Origin of the sequence: Microbacterium sp. H37-C3 (genome assembly GCF_027157935.1) — a bacterium.
GTDB lineage: Bacteria > Actinomycetota > Actinomycetes > Actinomycetales > Microbacteriaceae > Microbacterium > Microbacterium plantarum.
Map to the genome: position 1 here is coordinate 440,034 of NZ_JAPVLR010000002.1, position 18,779 is coordinate 458,812.

Here is an 18,779-nt window from a genome sequence, read left to right on the forward strand (position 1 = left end):
TGGGGGGACATGGCGAGGGGCGGGCCGGACCGAAGCTCGATGCGACCCGCCCCTCGTCGGGCGTCACTTGTTGACGGTGAAGCCCTGGTCGTTGCCGTACTGCACGAGCTGGTCCTGCCACGTGGCGAGGCCCTCGTTCAGGTCGGACTTCGAGGCGTAGGACTGCCCGACGGTGTCGCTGAAGATGCTGTTCGCGTAGACCTGGAAGGGCAGGTACTGCCAGCCCGGACGCACGTCCTTGGCCGCCTGCACGAGCACCTCGTTGATCTTCTGGCCGCCGAAGTACTCGGGCGCCTTGTTCAGGAACTCATCCGACTCGAGCTGCGCGGTCGTCGAGGGGAAGCCGCCGCTCTCGGCGAAGATCGTCAGGCTCTCCTCGTCGTTGTTCAGCCACTTCAGGAACGCGGCGGCGAGGGCCGGGTTCTCGCTCTGCTTCGTGACCGCCTGGCCGCCGCCGCCGTTCTCGGCCGAGACCGGGGTGCCGTCGTAGGTCGGCATGGGAGCCACGCGCCAGTCGCCCGCCGCGTCGGCCACCGACGACTCGAGGTTGCCGGGCATCCAGGCGCCGATGACGAGGGTCGCGATCGAGCCGTCGCCGAGGCCCTTGAACCACTCGTCGCTCCAGCTCGGGGTGCTGGCGATCAGGTCGTCCTCGACGAGCGTGTTCCAGGTGTCGGCCCACTTCTTCGAGCCCTCGTCGGCGACGTTGATCGTCACGTCGGTGCCATCGGCGGAGAACGGCTGGCCGCCCGCCTGCCAGATCATGCTGGTGGCGAAGCCGGCGTCACCGGTGTCGTTCGTGATCTTCTTCGTCGGGTCGGCGGCGGTGAGCTGACGCGCGGTGGCGATGTACTCGTCCCACGTCGTCGGGACCGTCAGGCCGTACTGGTCGAAGACCGCCTTGTTGTAGAACAGCGCCATGGGACCCGAGTCCTGCGGGAGACCGTAGATCTTGCCGTCGAAGTCGACGGAGTTCCACGTCGAGGCGGTGTAGTCGCTCTCGAGGTCGCCGAAGCCGTAGGGCGCGAGGTCGAGCAGCCCGTCGGTGAGGGCGAATTGCGGGAAGGCGTAGTACTCGATCTGCACGACGTCGGGGGCGCCCGAGCCGGCCTTGATCGCGTTCTGGAGCTTGGTGTACTCCTCCGTGTTGGTGCCCGCGTTGACGACGTTGACCTTGACCTCGGGGTACTTCTTCATGAACGCCTCGGCCTGCGCCTCGGCGGACGGGGTCCACGACCAGTAGGTGATCTCGCCGCCGGCCTTCAGGGCCGCGTCAAGGTCGTCGGGGTTGCCGCTGCCCGCGGCGGGGCCGGAGGACGAGCAGGCGGCCAGCACGAGGCCGGCGGCTGCGGTCAGGGCCACGACGGATGCGGCGCGACGCAGCGCCGATCCCTTGCGCATGGGTGTCATGGGAGTTCCTTCACTTCGTTGTTGTGGATTCGGGTTGTTGTGGATTCAGGTGGTGCGGAATACAGGGTCTTCGGGGGTGTGCTCACTGCTTGACGCTGCCGGCGCTCAGACCGGACTGCCAGAAGCGCTGCAGCATGAGGAAGGCCACCACGATCGGGATGATCGACAGCAGCGATCCGGTGATCACCAGGTTGTAGATGGGCTGCGCCGCGGCTCCGGTGGCCTGGGCGTTCCACTGATTGAGCCCGACGGTGAGCGGGTACCAGGCGGGGTCGCTGAGCATGATGAGCGGGAGGAAGTAGTTGTTCCACGTGGCGACGACCGCGAACAGCAGCACGGTGACGATGCCGGGCATAAGGAGCTTGGTCGAGATGGTGAAGAACGTGCGCATCTCGCTGGCGCCGTCCATCCGAGCGGCCTCGAGCAGCTCGGTGGGAACGGCATCGCTGGCGAACACCCACATCAGGTACAGGCCGAAGGGGCTGATGAGCGAGGGGATGATGATCGCCCACGGGGTGTTCGTCAGGCCCAGCTGGCTGAACATGAGGAACGTGGGGACCGCGAGGGCGGTGCCGGGAACGGCGACGGCGCCGATGACGACGGCGAAGACCGCCTTGCGGCCGCGGAAGTTGTACTTCGCCAGGCCGTAGCCCGCCATTGTGGCCAGCACCGTGGCTCCGCCCGCGCCGACGACGACGTAGAGGAGCGTGTTGCCGAGCCACCGCAGGAAGATGCCGTCGCGGTAGGTGAACGTGTCGACGATGTTGTTCCACAGGTTGAAGCTGTCGCCGAACCAGAGGCCGAACGTCGTGAACAGGTCGCCCTGCGTCTTCGTCGCGTTGATGATCAGCCAGAACAGCGGCAGCAGCGTGTAGAGGATGAACAGGCTCATCACGACGGTGAGCACGACGGACTTCCGCCGGGCGAACGGCGTGCTGCGGGCGAGGGCGGGAGCGGTCATCGCATCTCCTGACGGGATCCGCGCAACTGGACGACGTAGGCGATGACCGCCGTGATGACGCCCATGATGATCGCGACGGTGGCGGCGTAGTTGTACTGCTGGCCGGCGAACGAGAGGTTGTACGCGTACATGTTCGGCGTGAAGAACGTCGTGATCGTGTTCGGGGCCAGGGGCTTGAGGATGTTCGGCTCGTTGAAGAGCTGGAAGCTGCCGATGATCGAGAAGATCGTGGCGATGACGATCGAGCCGCGCAGAGCGGGGATCTTGATCGAGAGGATCGTGCGCCAGGCGCCGGCGCCGTCGAGGGATGCCGCCTCGTACAGCTCACCGGGGATGGTCTTGAGCGACGAGTAGAAGATCAGCATGTTGTAGCCGACGAACTGCCAGGTCACGATGTTGCCGATCGAGACCATCATCCACTCGGGGAGGAAGGGTCGCAGGACCTGGGCACCGAGCAGATCGTTGATGTTGCCGGCGAGGCCGAACTGGTCGCCGTAGATGTAGCCCCACATGAGGACCGCGACGACGGCGGGCACGGCGTAGGGCAGGAAGATGATGATCCGGTAGAAGCCCGAGGCGTGCAGGCGCGCGCTGTCGATCGCGAGGGCCGCAGCGAGGGCGAGCACGAGCATGATCGGCACCTGGATCAGCAGGAACAGCAGCACGCGGAGGAAGCCGTCCCACAGCTTCGGGTCGGCGAAGGCCGTCAGGTAGTTCTCGAAGCCGACGAACGCGTTGCCGCCGACGATCTGCTCGCGGAAGAAGCTGAGGTAGAGCGCGTAGGCGAGGGGTGCGAGGAAGACGAGGGCGAACACGATCGCGAAGGGCCCCACGAAGAGCCATCCGCGCTGTTCGACGCTGACGCGCCGCCGCTTCCGCGCGGTGCGCACGGCGGGAGGGGGTGCCGTTGTGGTCGTCATCGTCCATGCCTCTTCTGTGATGCAGGCGCTCGCCGATTGAGCGCGGATGTTGACGTAAACATAACTCGGAGACGCTAGCATGTCAACGTCAACATCAAGGAGGATCCGGGCATGGGTAAAGCAGGGCCAGCCGTACGCCCGGACGCTCGACCGCGGCGTCGGGAAGTGTCGATGGCCGACGTGGCGGCGATGGCCGGCGTGTCGGGTCAGACCGTCTCGCGGGTCGCGAACGGCCGCGAGAACGTCGACCCCGAGACCCGGGCGCGCGTCCAGGAGGCGATGGCGCAGCTCGGCTATCGACCCAACAGTGCCGCGCGTGCACTGCGTTCGGGACGCTTCCGCAGCATCGGCGTGATCATGTTCTCGCTCGCGAGCTACGGCAACACGCGCACGCTCGACGCCGTGGCATCCGTCGCCGCCGAGGCGGGGTACTCCCTCACCGTCATCACGGTGCAGTCGGCGACGCAGTCCGACGTCTCGGGTGCATTCGTGCGCCTGGCCGAGCATGCCGTCGACGGTGTCATCATCCTGATCGAGACGCATCGTCTGGGCGAGCGCGAGCTGGCGCTGCCGACGGGACTCCCCGTGGTCGTGGTCGACTCGAGTGCCGATTATCCGTATCCCGTCGTCGACAACGACCAGACGCTGGGCGCGCGCCTCGCGACCGAGCACCTGCTCGACCTCGGACACGAAACCGTGAGTCACATCTCGGGTCCGCGGGAGTCCTTCGCCGCCGAGCGCAGGCGAGCCGCCTGGCACGACACGCTCGTCGCCCGCGGTGCGGTGGTACCCGAGGTGCACGTCGGGGACTGGACCGCGGAGTCGGGTTACGAGATCGGCCGGGCGCTCGCCGGGGACGACCGCGTGACGGCGGTCTTCGTCGCCAACGACCGCATGGCGCTCGGGCTGCTGCGCGCGCTGCACGAGGCCGATCGCCCTGTGCCGGCGAGCGTCAGCGTCGTCGGGTACGACGATGCTCCCGAGTCGGCGAACTTCTGGCCCCCCCTGACGACCGTACGTCAGCACTTCGACCGGATCGGCGCGGCCGCCGTGCGGTCGCTGCTCACCGAGATCGACGGGGGAGAGGTGCCGGCCGAGCGCACGCTCGTCCCCACCGAGCTCGTCGTGCGTGCGAGTTCCGGCCCGCGCCGCTGATCGACCGTTGCACCGGGACAGAGACGTCCCTTAGGCTCGATGTTGACGTCAACATGTTTACGTCAACATCACCCCCCCTGAGGTCGCATCGTTGCGACCGGATAGGAATGACGATGAAGTCAGCTCGACTGATGTCGATGACCTGCGCGGTGGCGCTCGCGTCCGGTGGGCTCACCGCTGCGGCCGCCGTCGCGCCCCCGCCGGTGCACGCCGCCGACGCCGCCGCCGTGCGGATCACTCCGAATCCCGCCACCGCCTCGGAGAAGCCGTTCGAGGGATGGGGCACGAGCCTCGTCTGGTTCGCCAACGCGACCGGCGACTATCCCGAGGACGTCCGGCAGGACCTCTTCGACGCCGTCTTCGGCGACGAAGGCCTGAACCTCAACATCGCGCGTTACAACATCGGCGGCGGCAACGCCTCCGACGTCCCGCCGTACCTGCGGCCGGGCGGCGCGGTTCCCGGCTTCTGGAATCCGAACCTGCCGGCGACCGATGACGAAGGGGCGATCACCTCGACCTTCGCCGACCGCGACCGGTACCGGGATGCCTGGGACCCCGATGACCCCGACGCGTACGACTTCGAGCAGGACCTCGCGCAGCGCTGGTGGCTCGGCGCGCTGAAGGACAAGGTCACGCACTGGGAGGCGTTCAGCAACTCCCCGCCCTACTTCCTCACCCAGAGCGGCTACGTCTCGGGCGGGATCAACAACGCCACGAGCGAGCAGCTCGCCCCGGCGGACATGGACAAGTTCGCCGGCTATCTGGTGAACGTCGTCGACGAGCTCGAGCGGGTCCACGGCATCTCGTTCGACACGATCGACCCGTTCAACGAGCCCAACACGAACTACTGGTCGACGCAGATCCCCGACGGTGCCACCTGGCCCACCGGTGGACGCCAGGAGGGCGCGCACATCGGGCCGCAGGCTCAGGACGCGATGATCACAGCCCTCGCCGAGCGCCTCGCGCAGCCGGGAACGAGCACGGATGCGGTGATTTCCGCGATGGACGAGACGAACCCGGGCATCTTCGCGACCAACTGGAACACGTGGTCGGCACAGGCGAAGGGCCTCGTCGACCAGCTGAACGTCCACACGTACGGCACTGGCGGGCGCCAGGTCGTCCGCGACATCGCCAAGGCCGCCGACAAGCCGCTGTGGATGAGCGAGGTCGAGGGCAACTGGACCGATCAGAGCAAGGGATTCGTCACCGACGACATCGACAACGGCCTCGGCATGGCCCAGCACATCGTCGGTGACCTGCGCGAGCTCGAGCCCGACGCCTGGGTGTTCTGGCAGCCGGTCGAGGACCTCTACAACATGGAGAAGGTCGAGAAGCTGAACTGGGGCAGCGTCTTCATCGACTTCGACTGCAACGACGAGGGGCAGTCCGAGCGCCGGCTCCGCGACGGTGACGCCGACCCCTCCTGCAAGGTGCTGACGAACGAGAAGTTCAACACCGTGCGCAACTTCACGCACTACATCACCCCCGGCGACCGCTTGATCGCGACCGACAACGCGCAGTCGACGGCGGCGATCGACGCCGACGGCGAGGGCGCCACGATCGTGCACGTCAACGCCGAGGCCGCCGAACGCACGGTGGAGATCGACCTGAGCGACTTCGGCACGGTAGCCCCCGGGGCGACCGTGACCCCCATCGTGACGACGCAGTCGACCGCCGCGGAGCCCTCGGTCAACGCGCTCCGGCAGGGGCAGCCGGTCGCCGTGGACGCGGCATCCCGCACCGCGACGCTGACGGTGCCCGCCAAGTCGGTCGTGACCTTCGTCATCGACGGCGTCTCGGGCGTCTCATCGGATGCCGCGGCCTTCCGCGACGGCGAGACGGTGCAGCTCACGGGTCTTCAGAGCGGACTCGCCCTCGACGGCAGCTCGAGCCTCGCGGTCCGTTCGCTCGCCACCACGGCCGAGGCCGCCCGCGGACAGGCCTGGACCGTCCGCACGATCGAGGGCGCGGGCACCAACCGCCACCGCTTCACGCTGCAGAACGGTTCCGGGCAGTTCCTCGCTTCGCGCGGCACGGCCACGGCGCTCGTGGATGCCGACCCGGCGGCAGCCGCGGTCGATCCCGCCCTGCAGTGGATGGCCTCGACGACGGACGGCACGTACTACTCGGTGCTCAACGTCGCCGCGGAGCGCGTGCTCGACGTGAACGGCGGCAGCACGACGTCCGGCGCTGCGGTGGGCCTGTGGACCTCCAACGGCGGCGGGAACCAGCAGTGGCGCATCGCGAGCACGAGCGTCGCGGGCACCGAGCCCGTCACGGTCGCGACCGCGGTCGGCGTCGCCCCGACACTGCCCGCGTCCGTGAGCGTGCGCTACGTCGGAGGGACGGTGCGACAGGCGCCGGTGACGTGGCAGCTCGACGGCGTCGACTTCTCGCGCCCCGGTGCGGTGGAGGTCACCGGCACGGGCACCGAGCTGTTCGGCGGCTCGTTCGAAGCGAGCGCGACCGTCGAGATCGGCGCCTACACCGCGACGCGGCCGGCATCCGTCACCGTCCCGGCCGGAAGCGCCCTCGACGCCGTCAGGAGCCAGGCCGACGACACCGTGGAGGCCGAGCTGCGACCCTCGGGAGCGGGCTTCCCGGTCCCGGTCGAGTGGGCGTGGGACGGCATCGCCGATGGTACGTTCGCCGAGCCCGGCAGGGTCTCGGTGCCCGGCGTGGCCACGGGCCCGAGCGGCGAGAAGCTCGACGCGCGGCTGACCGTGATCGTCACGGCCGCGTCCGAGCGCAACGTCGCCCCCGAGAGCCGCCCGAGCGCGACCTTCACCGAGAGCACGCAGTACGCGGTGAGCAACACGATCAACGGAAGCTCGACCGACAAGGGCTGGTCGAACTGGCGCTCGGGCACGAAGAACGTGCAGGACACCCTGAGCTACGCCCTGGCGCAGCGCGAGACCCTGACGCGTGTCGCCGTGCAGTTCTACCGCGACGGCAGCTCGCTGAGCTGGCCCGCGACCATGCGGGTCGACCACCGCGTGAGCGGCGGCGACTGGGTCGAGGGCGACCTCGTTCCGGTGCCGGAGCCCACCGCGGGTGCGCCGCGCGTCGAGGTGCCGGTCACCGGCGCCGCCGACGAGGTGCGCGTCGTGCTGAACGCCCGTCCCGACACGCACATGATCGTGTCGGAGGTCGAGATCTTCGCCGCGGCACCGGCGCCGGCCGGGATCGTGGATCTCGCGCGGCTCACGGTCGGCGACGAGCCCGTCGACGGGTTCGCGCCCGACACGCTGGAGTACACCGTCACGACGACGGGGTCCGCGTGGCCGATGCTCCACGCGCTCGCGGTCGACGACGATGCCACGGTCGTCGTGACCCAGCCCGGCGAGGACCAGGCTGGCGATGTCCAACGCATGGCGGCGGATGCCGTGCCTGCGGCCGACGACGTGATCAGCAGCACCGGAACCGTGACGGTCACGGCTCCCGACGGCGCCTCGCGCACCTACTCGGTGACCGTGAACCGCGCCGTCGGCGTCGAGACGCCGGTCGTGTCGGGCGAGCCGCGCGTCGGCGCGACCGTGCGCGCGGTGGCCGTCACCGATCCCGCGGACGCGGCACGCGCGTTCGTCTGGCTGCGCGACGGGGCGGCGATCGATGGCGCCACCGCCGACACCTATGCGCTGACCGCCGCCGACGAAGGCCGGGAGATCTCGGTCGAGGTGGCCGCCGAGGCGGCCGGCTTCATCGACGGCAGCGCCCGCTCAGCGGCGATCGTCCCGACCGCCGCCGTCGTCGACCCGGGAACGGGCGGCGGCACCGATGGCGGCACCGGCGGCGGCACCGGCGCTCCGGGTTCGGGCGCTGGCTCGGGTTCGGGTTCGGGTAGCGGCTCGGTGACGGGGGCCGGAGCGAACGGCTCGGCTGCCTCGACGGACGCGCGCGATCTCGCACGCACGGGAGGGGATGCCGGCGGCATCACCGCGACGGTGATGGGCGCGCTCGCGCTGCTCATGCTCGGCGCCGGAGCGCTCGTGCTGCGTCGCCGACGCGCGCAGGCCTGAGCGCCCGACGACGCAGGCCGTGCCGATCGATGTGACGATCGGCACGGCCTCGCCGTCTCCGGAGAATCCCACGCTTAGCGGAGCTTCGGCCCGCGCGGCATCCGATTCACGCGTCATTCTCCGAGTTCGCTGGCGCCGCGCGCCGCGCGCCGCGTGCCGCATCACGCGAGGTGCTGCCAGGGACCGCGCAGCCGGAGCGACGCGCGCAGGGATGTCGCCGCGGCATCGGCTCGCCGCGACTCCGCATCCGTCGCGAGCGCGATCGTCGAGGCCGGAGACAACGCCAGCACCTCGACGGTGATCTCGCTCGTCGGTGTCGCCCCGGCGTCCCGAAGCGACAGCGACCAGCGCGTGCCGTCCCAGAAGCGGTCGTCGACGATGCGGCCGTCGACCAGGAACCGTCCCACGTCGCCCGCCCAGTCGAGGTCGAGCACCGCGTCCGCCTCGGGGTCCAGCGAGGTCGCGGGGAGCTGCACCCGGTACCGAGCCGCCCGCTCGGCGAACGTCTCGTCCGACGGCGCGCGGTGACGCGGGCCGCCGAAGCCGTAGTCCGTCGCCGGAGCGGCCGGCGGGCGGACGAGCTCGACTCCCACCGGCGCGCTGCCCATCGCGGTAACGCGGCCGGGCCCGCCGGGCGCGCCCGTGACGATCGACCACTCGCCGGTGTGCGGGTCGTAGCGGTGAGCCTCCCGAGCGCCACGGAGCATCGCGATGTCGGCATCCCACGCCAGCTCGCCATCGGTCAGCCACAGCTCCGGGCGCGACCCGGGGCGCACCCAGAGCCGGTCGGCGTCGGCGGCCGGCAACACCACAACATCGAGGTCGTCGAAGCGGAGCGGAGCGCGTCCCGGCCGGGCGACCTGCGGTCCGGCCTGGCCGATCGCGATCTCGGCGGGGATGCCGCGATCTTCGAGCAGCACAAGCGTCGGACGCGGGCCGCCCGAGAGGACCGTGATCAGGGTGGCCGTCGCCCAGGCGACCCGTGCCTGCCCAACCGTGAGCCCGACGGGCCATCGAGCGAGCGTCCCCGCGGGGACCGTGACCGGACGCGACGGGAGCACGGTCTCGGTGTCGCCGACGACGACGCGCAGCTGGACGTCGGCGACGTCCTCCACCTGTTCGTACGGCTGGTGGTGCGAGATCACGACGACGCCCTCCGCTCCGTCGGAGCGCAGCGCCCACCGGAGGGTGGTCCGGTCGTCGAGCGACGCGGCGCGGACGTCGGGAAGAGCAGACGACATGCCGGACAGGCGGTCGCCGAACGCGGTGAGGAAGGCGTGCTGCGCGCGCAGCAGCGGAGCGGATTCGGCGAGGTCGCCCGACTGCCCGATCGGGGCGTGGAAGTCGTAGCCGAACTCGGGGAGGTCGTTGGGATACCCGGTGTCGATCGTCTCCTGCAGATCGGGTCCGGGGTTCCGGCCGCCGACGAACATGTAATAGCCCTGCCAGGCCGACCCGTTGCCGATCTTGATGTGGGCGAGCGCGGCGACATCGCGTCCCCCGAGCACCGGGCGACGGTGGTACGCGGTGGCCATCCCCCCGCCCAGCTCGCAGGTCGCCGGGGGGAAGCCGTGCAGGTCGGCCGTCGCGCTCGCCGCCGCGAAGCCCTGGCTCGCGCGCACGTCCGCTCCGACCCCCGGGTCGTCCCAGTCGTGTGAGGGGAAGTAATGCGCGCGGAACGTCTGGTCCCAGGGTGCGCCCGGGTCGACCCAGAATCCGTCCGCATACCCGCCGAAGAGCGGCATGACCTCACCGTCGGGCAGCTGCGCCCCGCCCCAGGCCGTCGCCGTCCACAGGGGTGCCGCCATTCCCGCTTCGCGGGCGAGGCGCTTGAGCGTGACCAGGTGCTCCGGACGGTCGTACAACTCGTTCTCGAGCTGGATGCCGATGACCGGCCCGCCTGGTCGCGCGCGGCCGCTCAGGGACGCGGCGAGCTGGCCGAACCACTCCCGGACGAGGTCGAGGTAGCCGGGGTCATCGCTGCGGAGGACGACCGGCAGAGCCTGAACCCAATCGGGGAAGCCGCCGTTGCGGGACTCGCCATGCGCCCACGGACCGATGCGCAGCACGACATCGAGTCCCGCCGCAGCCGCCTCGTCGACGAAGGCCCCGAGGTCGAGGTTCCCGTCGAAGCGCGGGTGCCCGCGCTCGGCGACGTGGTGGTTCCAGAAGGCGTAGGTCGATGCGACCGTGACGCCGGCGGCGCGCAGCTGCCGCATCCGCTCGGACCAGCGATCGCGCGGCAGTCGGCTGTAGTGCACCTCGCCCGACACCGGCACCCAGCCTTCACCGTGCCGGTACAGGGCGCGGTCGGTGACCGAGATGCCGCGGGCGCGCTCGTGGGGAGCGGGCAGCGGTGCGGGCCGTTCGGGCTGGGGCCACGCGGAATGCTCGACGCGGAGCAGCTCGCTCACAGCGCGCCGACAATCGCGTTGTCGAGTTCGTCGATGTCGACGCCGGAGCGCAACGCCCGGTTGGTCAGCAGCACCCACGCGATGCCCGCGGTCGGGTGCACCCAGAACTCCGTTCCCGCCCAGCCGCCGTGGCCGTAGACGTCGCGGTCGATCAGGCCCGGCGCTCGGCTGCGGAGGTTCCAGGCGAGACCCCAGTCCTGCCCGCGCTCGGCAGCGTAAGGCTCCAATCGGGGGATGTCGCCGGTCAGGGGTCGCCGCATCATCGCGAGCGTCGCCGGGGCGAGGATGCCGTCGCGGGCGCCGGCGTGGATCCGCAGCAGTTCGGTCCCGAGCGCGAGCAGGTCGTGCGCCTTCCCGGCGAGGCCGGCCCCGGGGTTGCGCTGCGCGGCGAAGGCCGCCATGTCGGCGCCCGCGGCGGCGGCATCCGCGATGGGCGCCGTGCCGTCGAGGTCGACCGACAGGCCGCCGGCGCCGATGCCCGATGCCCAGTCGGCGATGTCGTCGTGCCAGGTGCGGCCGCTCACGCTCTCGACGAGTGCGGCGACGCCCTCGAAGGCGAGCGTGGAGTACCGCGAGGCCGTGCCGGCGACGAAGTCACGGCCGCGGGTGAGCAGCTCGGTACGGAGCGGGAGTCGGGTGTCGAGCGGCGGCTCGCTGATGCCGCTCGTGTGGCTCACGAGGTGCGAGAGCCGCACGATGTCGTCCCGGTCGCGGCCGAACTCGGGCAGGGCACGGGTCAGCGGAGTCTGCAGCGTGAGCTCGCCGCGCTGGATGGCGCGGGCAGCGGAGATGCCCAGCAGCGGCTTCGTGATCGAGAAGAGCGCGTACCGATCGTCGATATCCGCCGCGACGGCGTCGAGGGCGAGGACGCCGTTCGCATCGGCGACCCCGACGACCGCGGACGGCAGGCGGCCGTCCGCCACATGCCGGCGGGCCCAGTCGAACGCAGCGGTGAAGCTCGATGTCATCGCCCCAGCCTACGGGAAGCGTTTTCCGTTCGCGCCGGCATCCGGCCGTTACGGCAGCACGAGCACGCCGTTGCGTCGGTGCGGAGTTCTCTCCAGCGACTCGTCACGCAGTTCGCGCGGCAGCAGCGCGGCCGGCGCGTCCTGGAAGACGAGCGGCCGGAGAAATCGGCGGATGGCGGTGGCCCCGACGGAGGTGTGCAGCGAGGTCGTCGCAGGCCAGGGCCCGCCGTGGTGCTGCGACCAGGTCACCGCGACGCCGGTCGGCCAGCCCGCGAACAGCACGCGTCCGGCGCGCTCCTGCAGGAGCGCGAGGGTCGCGGCGACGTCGTCGCCCGGCTCGGAGTGCAGGGTGGCGGTGAGGCTGCCGGGCACGGCGGCGAGGGCCGCGTGCACGTCGCCCTCGTCGCCGTACTCGACGAGGAGGGTGACGGGGCCGAAGCACTCCTCGAGCAGGACCTCCGGACGGGCGGCGACCGCGGACGCGTCCGACACGAGGACGACGGGTCGCGCGCCGTCGCCCGGGACGCCTTCTGCCGCCACCCGCACCGACGCGTCGGCCCCGAGTGCGGCGATCCCCGCCGGGAAGGCCTCGGTGATGCGGTCGGTCAGCAGCGGGCCGCCGGTCGCGCCGTGGGCGGCGGCGGCGACGGACTCGACGAATCCGCTGCCGCGGGGAACGAAGACGACGCCGGGCTTGGTGCAGAACTGACCCGCCCCCAGGGTGAACGATGTCACGAGTCCGCGGGCGAGCTCGTCGCCGCGGGCCTCGGCCGCCGCGGGCGTCACGACCACGGGATTCACGCTGCCCAGCTCGCCGTAGAAAGGGATCGGGTCCGGTCGCCCGGAAGCGAGGTCGAACAGGGCGCGGCCGCCCGACACCGAGCCGGTGAAGCCCGCCGCCCGAACGAGGGGATGCTGCACGAGGGCGTTGCCCGCCTCGCGACCTTCGACGAGTGCGAAGGAGCCTTCCGGCGCTCCGGCGCCGTCGAGCGCGGCGACGGCGATCTCGGCCGTGCGGCGAGAGAGCTCCGGGTGCCCGGAATGCGCCTTGACGATCACCGGGTTGCCGGCGGCGAGAGCGGACGCCGTGTCGCCGCCGCACACCGAGAACGCGAAGGGGAAGTTCGAGGCGGAGAACACCGCGACGGGTCCGATGCCCACCAGCAGGCGACGCAGCTCGGGCCGGGGCGGCGTCGCCGCGGCATCGGCCTCGTCGATCGTGATCTCTCGGAACGAGCCCTCCGTCACGACGTCGGCGAAGAGCCGCAGCTGGCCCGTGGTGCGGGCGACCTCGCCGCGCAGGCGCGTCTCGCCGAGTCGCGTCTCGCGATCGGCGATCGCGACGAGCTCGTCAGCAGCGCCGTCGAGGGCGTCGGCGAGAGCGCGTAACCAGGTGGCGCGCGTCGCGGTATCCGAATCGCGCCAGATCGGGGCTGCGGCGGACGCCGCGGCGGCCAGCTCGTCGATGCGATCAGGGGTGGTGGTCATCGGTGTTCCTCGCGGTCGTCAGTGGTGAAGTGTCCGTCGGTGAAGCGCAGGCCCAGGCCGAGGTGGTCGGTCTCGCAGAGCCGTCCGTCGCGGATCACGATGGGGGAGGGGCCGCGGAGGGCGCCCAGCTCGGCGAAGCCGGCATCCTCCACGTCCTCGACCCAGGGTTCGGCCGCGCCGCCGGGGAGGGTCAGTGCGAGCTGGCCCGACAGCTCGGGCAGCAGATGCGGGTGCAGCTCGGCGCCGGCGTCCTCGGCGATCGCGGCGATGCGTTGCAGCGGCGTGATCCCCCCGACGCGCACGATGTTGGGCTGGACGATCTGCGCGGCGCCGCGTCGCAGCACCTCAGCGAAGCGGTACGCGGTGTGCAGGTTCTCGCCGACCGCGATCGGGATGCGCGCGCCGGCGCCGAGTCGACGCGCGAGCTCGGCGTGTCCGTCGAGGTCGTCGGCGCGCAGGGGCTCCTCGATCCAGTCGGGTCGGACCTCGGCGAGGACCTCGAGCGAACGCGTCGCGCGGGCCAGGTCCCAGCGCTGGTTCGCGTCGATCATCAGGCCCCGGTCCGCGCCCAGCACCGAGCGGACGGCGCGAAGGCGGTCGAGGTCCTCCGCGACGTCGGGCTTGCCGACCTTGACCTTGACGGCGGTGAACCCGCGCGTGACCCACCGCTCGACCTGAGCGACGAGCTCATCGAGTGAGTAGTGGAGGTTCACGCCGCTGCCGTACACGCGGGCGCTCTCGCGGCGCCGTCCGATCAGCGTCGAGACCGACGAGCCGGCCGCGCGAGCCGCGGCATCCCAGAGCGCCAGGTCGAGGCCCGCGAGGGCGATCGTCGTCACGCCACCACCGCCCGCCTCGTGCAGGTGCTCCCAGAGGCCCTGCCATGCGCCGCCCGGCTCGGCGGAACGTCCGACGGCGGCCGGTGCGATGTCGTGTCGCAGCAGGGCGAGCACAGCCTCCGCCCCGATCTGCGGGGTCCACGAGAAGCCCCACCCCTCGGCGCCGTCACTGCGCTGCACGTGCGTCGCGATGACGCCGACCGAGGTGACGTCGGCGGCCCACGGGCGGGTGAGCGGGACCCGGATCAGGCGCGCTGCGAGCGCAGCGATCGTCGTCACAGCAGGGCGCGCCCGGCATCGAGGATCGCCGCGAGGCGGCGTTCCTGGTCGGCGGTGGGGTCGATGAGCGGGGCGCGCACCCCGCCGACGGTCTGCCCGCTCAGGCGCAGGCCCGCCTTGATGAGCGAGACGCCGAACCCGGGCGTCTCGTCGCGGAGCGCGACAAGAGGTGTGTAGAACGCGTCGAGCAGTGCCAGGCGACGCTCCTCGTCGTGCTCGACGTAGGCCCGGTAGTACGCGTTCGCGACCTCGGGCGCCATGGCGAAGGCTGCGGACGAATACAGCGGCACGCCGATGCCGCGATATGCGGCCTGAGTGAGCTCGGCGGTGAGGAGCCCGTTGAAGAACGCGAAGTCGTCGCGGCCGGCGTCGGCGATCACGCGGACGATGAGCTGCGTCGTGCCGATGTCGCCGGTGCCGTCCTTGAATCCGACGATCCGCGGGTTGTCGGCGAGACGGCGCATCGACTCGGGCGTGAACTGCGCGTTGGCGCGGTGGTAGACGATCACCGGCAGGTCGGATGCCGCGGCGATCGCCTCGACGTAGGCGACGAGTCCCTCCTGCGGCCCCCCGACGAGGTAGGGCGGCAGGGCGAGCAGGGCATCGGCCCCGGCATCCGCGGCAGCGCGGGCGGTCTCGAGGGCGTGGCCGAGCGGGCCGCCGGCGCCGGCGACGACGGGGACGGCTCCCGCGACGCTCGAGACGGCGGTGCGGACGACCGCGGCCGCTTCGGCGGTCGAGAGCGCGTGGAACTCGCCCGTGCCGCACGCGGGGAAGACACCGCCGGCTCCTTCCTCGACACCGCGGCTCACGTGCGATGCGAGCAGCTCGTGGTCGACGGCGCCGGAGGCGTCGAACGGGGTGACGGGGAAGAAGAGGATGCCGTCGAAGTTCATACCGGCACGTCCTTTCGGGTGTCGGTGCGGGAGGGTTCTTCGGTCAGGGCGTCGCGCCACGAGTAGCGGGGCGCCCAGTCCAGCAAGCGACGCGCCTTCGCGTTCGAGAACGCGGGCGCCGTGCCGGTGAGGACGGCGGAAGCCTCCTCCGTCCCGGGGTGGAAGCGGGGGATGAGCTCGGCGAGCGGGCGGCGGGCGAGGGCGTCGTCGGCTCCGACGAAGAAGGTCTCGGCGTTCGGGATCGTGGGCAGAGCGGACAGGAGAGCGTCGGCGAAGGAGGCGACGTCGCGCGCGTCGACGTAGTTGAACAGCGCGGGAGCGGCGAGGCTCGGATCGTCGAGGCGCTCGCGAACGGTGTGGCCCTGCTGCGTGGGGGCTCCGCGCCACTCCTCGGGTGCGATCACGTAACACGGGCGGAAGGCGGCGAAGCGTACGGCGTCGCCGGTCTGTCGGTGCAGCATCCGCATTGTCTGCTCGATCACGAGCTTCGACAGGGCGTAGCTGTTCCACGGCCGTGGCGGCGTGTCCTCATCGAGCGGGAAGCGGTCGGGCACCCAGCCGCGCGGCGCCCCGTAGCCCAGCACGGTGGGGCTGGAAGCGGCGACGATCCGCGGGATCCCTGCGGTCACGGCACCGCCGAGCACTGAGACGGCCAGGGCCGCATTCGTGCGCATGATGACGTCTTCGGGGGCGCTGAAGGGGACGGCGATCGCGGCCAGGTGGATGACGGCGGTCGCCCGCTGCGCGCGGAGCGCCGCGGCGGTGGCCTCGGCGTCGAGCAGGTCGATGGCGAGTTGGTCGGCGCCCTGCAGCTCGGGGGCGTCCGAGACCGTCCGGTCGAAGGAGACCACCCGATGCCCCGCGGCGACGAGGCCGCCGACGAGGCTGCGACCGAGGCGGCCGGAGCCGCCGGTGACGACGACCCGGCTCATCGCCGGCCGTCGAGCAGTCGGATGCGGAGCTCGGAGGTGTGCACGGGAAGACCCGACGCCAGCGACAGGTTGCCCGCGATGCCCACCGCGATCGAGCGAACGCCGTCGGCCCAGCCGGCGGGTCGAGCCAGCGGGTCATCGCCGGGGCCGACGAAGACGTCGGCGAGCAACAGGTCGTCTCCGCCGCCGTGGCCGCCCTCGCCCGCCTCGATCGGGATCTCGACGGCGTCCTCCCAGTGGCGCTGGACGATCAGCCGTTCGCCCTGCGGGCGGAGGGAGGCGGGGCCGGCGGAGTCGACGGCTGAGGGGTCGAGCACCGGGTGCAGACCCTCGTCCTCGAGGACGGCGCCGCGCTCGACCACCTCGAGCTCGGCGCGGCCCTCGGTGCCGTTGACGGCGACGCGGTACCCCTCCCACGGGGCGTGGGCGTTCAGCGAATACGACATCGTCGCCCCGCCGGCGTAGTCGACGACGAGCGCGAGGTTGTCCTCGATGGTGATGCCCTCGCCGAACACGTCGCGATCGCGGAGGTAGCCGTCGTGGCTCTCCGCTTCGAGGTAGAGCGCGCGCAGGCGTTCGTCGTCGCGGAGGTCGAGCTCGAACGGGTCGTGGCGGCCGTCGTGCGTGCCGCGCTTCGGTCGCTCGCCGAGATCGCGGGCCCGAGCGTTCTCCGCCCCGTAGAACCGCAGGCCGCCCGAGGCGAACACGCGGCGCGGCTCGTCGCGGATCCACCAGTTGACGAGGTCGAAGTGATGACTCGCCTTGTGGACGAGGAGCCCGCCCGAGTGCTCCTTCTCGCGGTGCCAGCGGCGGAAGTAGTCGGCGCCGTGCTTCGTGTCGAGCATCCACGAGAAGTCGATCGAGGTCACCCGCCCGATGCGGCCGTCCTGGATCACCTGGCGGAGGGCGCTGTTGCGCGGCGAGTAGCGGTAGTTGAAGGTCAGCACGACCGATCGGCCGGTGCGCTCGACGGCATCCTCGATCGCCGCCGCGCTCGGCGCGTCGATCGTCAGGGGCTTCTCGACCACCACGTCCGCGCCGGCATCGAGCGAGCGCACGATGAGGGATGCGTGCAGATCGTCGCGCGCGGTGATGATGACGCGTTCGGCGCGAGAATCGCGGATCATCTGCTCGAGGTCGTCCGGCGACCACAGCGTCGGGGCGCGCAGACCGCGCTCGACCAGCTGATCACGGTAGTGCTCGGCGCGTACCGGGTTCGGCTCGCAGATCGCGACGAGCTCCGCCCGATCGGCGTGGGTCCCGGTGATGGCGTCGACGTACATCTGGGCGCGGTGTCCCGCGCCGACCAGGGCGTAACGCGTGTGGGTCATGGCTCTCCTTCGTGCCAAGAGCTGAGAGGCCGTCGATGTGGGAAAGCGCTCTCAGGAAACGTTTTCTCAGCGTAGCACGAGCGATCCTCCTGACGCGAGGCTCAGGCCGAAGGTGAGCGGCTCAGGCCGCGGGAGCGCCGGTGCTGCCGCGGACGATGACGTCGGGCGAGACCGTCACGGCGGGCTCGGGCGTGCGGCCCGTCAGCAGGTCGTGCAGCGCCGACCACGCTCGCGCGCCGAGCTCGCCCATCGGCACGGCGGCGGTCGTGAGTGCGGGGGAGGTGTACCGCGCGAAGGGGATGTCGTCGAACCCCGCGATCGAGAGTCGGCCGGGGACCGGAATGCCGCGTTCGGTCGCCGCGCTCAGCAGCCCCATCGCCGACAGATCGTTGAATGCCAGCACCCCCGTCGCCCCTGAAGCGAGAACATCGTCGAGAGCGCCGGCGCCGCTGGCGAAGTCGACCCCGGCGGGGATCTCGGCGATCTCGCAGTCCGCCAGCTCGCGTCGCGCGTCTTCGAGTGCAGACAGTCGCTGCCCGCTCGAGGCGCTGCGCGCCGCGCCGGCGAGGTACGCGAATCGGCGGTGTCCCTGCGCGTAGAGGTGGTCGATGATGGCGCGCAGAGGCGTGCGATAGTCGGCCGCCACGCTCGGAGCGTCGCCCGTGCGGTTGACCAGGACCACGGGGGCGACGTCGGCGACGACGTCGGCGAGCTGGTCGTCGCTCATGCGTGGCGCGCACAGGATCAGTCCGTCCGAGCGCCGCCGCGACTCCAGCGCGAGCAGGCGCTCCTCGTCGACGTTCTCGTCGGAGTCTGCGATGAGCACGTGGTAGCCGTCGGCGACCGCGGCCCGGCTGAGGCCGCGCAGCATCCCCTGGAAGGTGGGGTTCGCCAGGTCGGGCACGACGACCGAGATGGTCTGAGTGCGGCCGAGCACGAGGCTGCGCGCGAGCGGATTCGCCGAGTAGCCGAGCTGCGCTGCCGAAGCGCGCACCCGCTCGGCGAGAGCCGGATCGACGGTGGCGTTGCCGTTCATGACGCGCGAGACGGTGGCGAGTGAGACGCCGGCGTGCGCGGCGACGTCGGTGATCGTGGTCTGCTTCGCTCCGGCCATCGTTCCCCCGCCCTTCGTCCGGCCATACTATGCGAGGAAACGTTTTATGACAG

Annotated in this window: 13 protein-coding genes; 2 read left to right on the top strand and 11 right to left on the bottom strand. The window is 71.2% G+C overall.

Features of this window, described 5'->3' with window-relative positions:
* Positions 1 to 63 precede the first annotated feature (63 nt).
* From O1W71_RS07110 to O1W71_RS07120, 3 genes are all read right to left on the bottom strand, one after another.
* A complete protein-coding gene (locus O1W71_RS07110) occupies positions 64 to 1,410 on the bottom strand; it encodes an ABC transporter substrate-binding protein (protein ID WP_269267155.1) in 1,347 nt (448 codons plus the stop codon).
* Positions 1,411 to 1,492: 82 nt separating this feature from the next.
* On the bottom strand, positions 1,493 to 2,371 hold the full coding sequence (locus tag O1W71_RS07115) for a carbohydrate ABC transporter permease (RefSeq protein ID WP_112616345.1): 879 nt from the start codon (positions 2,369 to 2,371) through the stop codon (positions 1,493 to 1,495).
* Positions 2,368 to 3,291, bottom strand: coding sequence for a carbohydrate ABC transporter permease (locus O1W71_RS07120; RefSeq protein ID WP_112616347.1), 924 nt, complete (start codon positions 3,289 to 3,291; stop codon positions 2,368 to 2,370). Before O1W71_RS07120 ends, O1W71_RS07115 begins: the two co-directional genes overlap by 4 nt.
* Positions 3,292 to 3,462: 171 nt before the next feature.
* On the opposite strand from O1W71_RS07120, the gene O1W71_RS07125 reads away from it, so the two are divergent.
* Together O1W71_RS07125 and O1W71_RS07130 are read left to right on the top strand one after the other, a co-directional pair.
* Positions 3,463 to 4,446, top strand: coding sequence for a LacI family DNA-binding transcriptional regulator (locus tag O1W71_RS07125; protein ID WP_269267157.1), 984 nt, complete (start codon positions 3,463 to 3,465; stop codon positions 4,444 to 4,446).
* 113 nt (positions 4,447 to 4,559) lie between these two features.
* Positions 4,560 to 8,465 carry a glycoside hydrolase gene (locus tag O1W71_RS07130; protein ID WP_269267158.1) on the top strand — a complete coding sequence of 1,302 codons (3,906 nt, stop codon included), beginning with the start codon at positions 4,560 to 4,562 and terminating at the stop codon, positions 8,463 to 8,465.
* Positions 8,466 to 8,626: 161 nt separating this feature from the next.
* On the opposite strand, the gene O1W71_RS07135 is transcribed toward O1W71_RS07130, so the two are convergent.
* From O1W71_RS07135 to O1W71_RS07170, 8 genes are all read right to left on the bottom strand, one after another.
* Positions 8,627 to 10,879 (bottom strand): beta-galactosidase, encoded by a 2,253-nt coding sequence (locus O1W71_RS07135; RefSeq protein WP_269267160.1) that lies wholly within the window; start codon positions 10,877 to 10,879, stop codon positions 8,627 to 8,629.
* Entirely contained in the window at positions 10,876 to 11,847 is a 972-nt protein-coding gene (locus tag O1W71_RS07140; protein WP_269267161.1) for a serine hydrolase domain-containing protein, read from the bottom strand. Before O1W71_RS07140 ends, O1W71_RS07135 begins: the two co-directional genes overlap by 4 nt.
* A 48-nt stretch (positions 11,848 to 11,895) precedes the next feature.
* Complete coding sequence (locus O1W71_RS07145; protein ID WP_269267162.1) at positions 11,896 to 13,335, bottom strand: aldehyde dehydrogenase (NADP(+)); 1,440 nt, start codon at positions 13,333 to 13,335, stop codon at positions 11,896 to 11,898.
* Complete coding sequence (locus O1W71_RS07150) at positions 13,332 to 14,453, bottom strand: mandelate racemase/muconate lactonizing enzyme family protein (protein WP_269267163.1); 1,122 nt, start codon at positions 14,451 to 14,453, stop codon at positions 13,332 to 13,334. The genes O1W71_RS07145 and O1W71_RS07150 overlap by 4 nt, the downstream gene beginning before the upstream one ends.
* On the bottom strand, positions 14,450 to 15,349 hold the full coding sequence (locus O1W71_RS07155) for a 5-dehydro-4-deoxyglucarate dehydratase (protein ID WP_269267164.1): 900 nt from the start codon (positions 15,347 to 15,349) through the stop codon (positions 14,450 to 14,452). The genes O1W71_RS07150 and O1W71_RS07155 overlap by 4 nt, the downstream gene beginning before the upstream one ends.
* Positions 15,346 to 16,281 carry an NAD-dependent epimerase/dehydratase family protein gene (locus tag O1W71_RS07160; RefSeq protein WP_269267165.1) on the bottom strand — a complete coding sequence of 312 codons (936 nt, stop codon included), beginning with the start codon at positions 16,279 to 16,281 and terminating at the stop codon, positions 15,346 to 15,348. The genes O1W71_RS07155 and O1W71_RS07160 overlap by 4 nt, the downstream gene beginning before the upstream one ends.
* Entirely contained in the window at positions 16,278 to 17,612 is a 1,335-nt protein-coding gene (locus O1W71_RS07165) for a Gfo/Idh/MocA family protein (RefSeq protein WP_269267166.1), read from the bottom strand. Before O1W71_RS07165 ends, O1W71_RS07160 begins: the two co-directional genes overlap by 4 nt.
* A 121-nt stretch (positions 17,613 to 17,733) precedes the next feature.
* Positions 17,734 to 18,726 (bottom strand): LacI family DNA-binding transcriptional regulator, encoded by a 993-nt coding sequence (locus O1W71_RS07170; RefSeq protein WP_114589134.1) that lies wholly within the window; start codon positions 18,724 to 18,726, stop codon positions 17,734 to 17,736.
* Between the last annotated feature and the right edge of the window lie 53 nt (positions 18,727 to 18,779).

Excerpts from the sequence above, each read along its gene's own strand:
- O1W71_RS07120 (WP_112616347.1), bottom strand. The coding sequence starts at position 3,291 with ATGACGACCACAACGGCACCCCCTCCCGCCGTGCGCACCGCGCGGAAG.
- O1W71_RS07165 (WP_269267166.1), bottom strand. The coding sequence starts at position 17,612 with ATGACCCACACGCGTTACGCCCTGGTCGGCGCGGGACACCGCGCCCAG.
- O1W71_RS07140 (WP_269267161.1), bottom strand. The coding sequence starts at position 11,847 with ATGACATCGAGCTTCACCGCTGCGTTCGACTGGGCCCGCCGGCATGTG.
- O1W71_RS07160 (WP_269267165.1), bottom strand. The coding sequence starts at position 16,281 with ATGAGCCGGGTCGTCGTCACCGGCGGCTCCGGCCGCCTCGGTCGCAGC.
- O1W71_RS07110 (WP_269267155.1), bottom strand. The coding sequence starts at position 1,410 with ATGACACCCATGCGCAAGGGATCGGCGCTGCGTCGCGCCGCATCCGTC.
- O1W71_RS07115 (WP_112616345.1), bottom strand. The coding sequence starts at position 2,371 with ATGACCGCTCCCGCCCTCGCCCGCAGCACGCCGTTCGCCCGGCGGAAG.
- O1W71_RS07130 (WP_269267158.1), top strand. The coding sequence starts at position 4,560 with ATGAAGTCAGCTCGACTGATGTCGATGACCTGCGCGGTGGCGCTCGCG.
- O1W71_RS07170 (WP_114589134.1), bottom strand. The coding sequence starts at position 18,726 with ATGGCCGGAGCGAAGCAGACCACGATCACCGACGTCGCCGCGCACGCC.
- O1W71_RS07125 (WP_269267157.1), top strand. The coding sequence starts at position 3,463 with ATGGCCGACGTGGCGGCGATGGCCGGCGTGTCGGGTCAGACCGTCTCG.
- O1W71_RS07145 (WP_269267162.1), bottom strand. The coding sequence starts at position 13,335 with ATGACCACCACCCCTGATCGCATCGACGAGCTGGCCGCCGCGGCGTCC.
- O1W71_RS07155 (WP_269267164.1), bottom strand. The coding sequence starts at position 15,349 with ATGAACTTCGACGGCATCCTCTTCTTCCCCGTCACCCCGTTCGACGCC.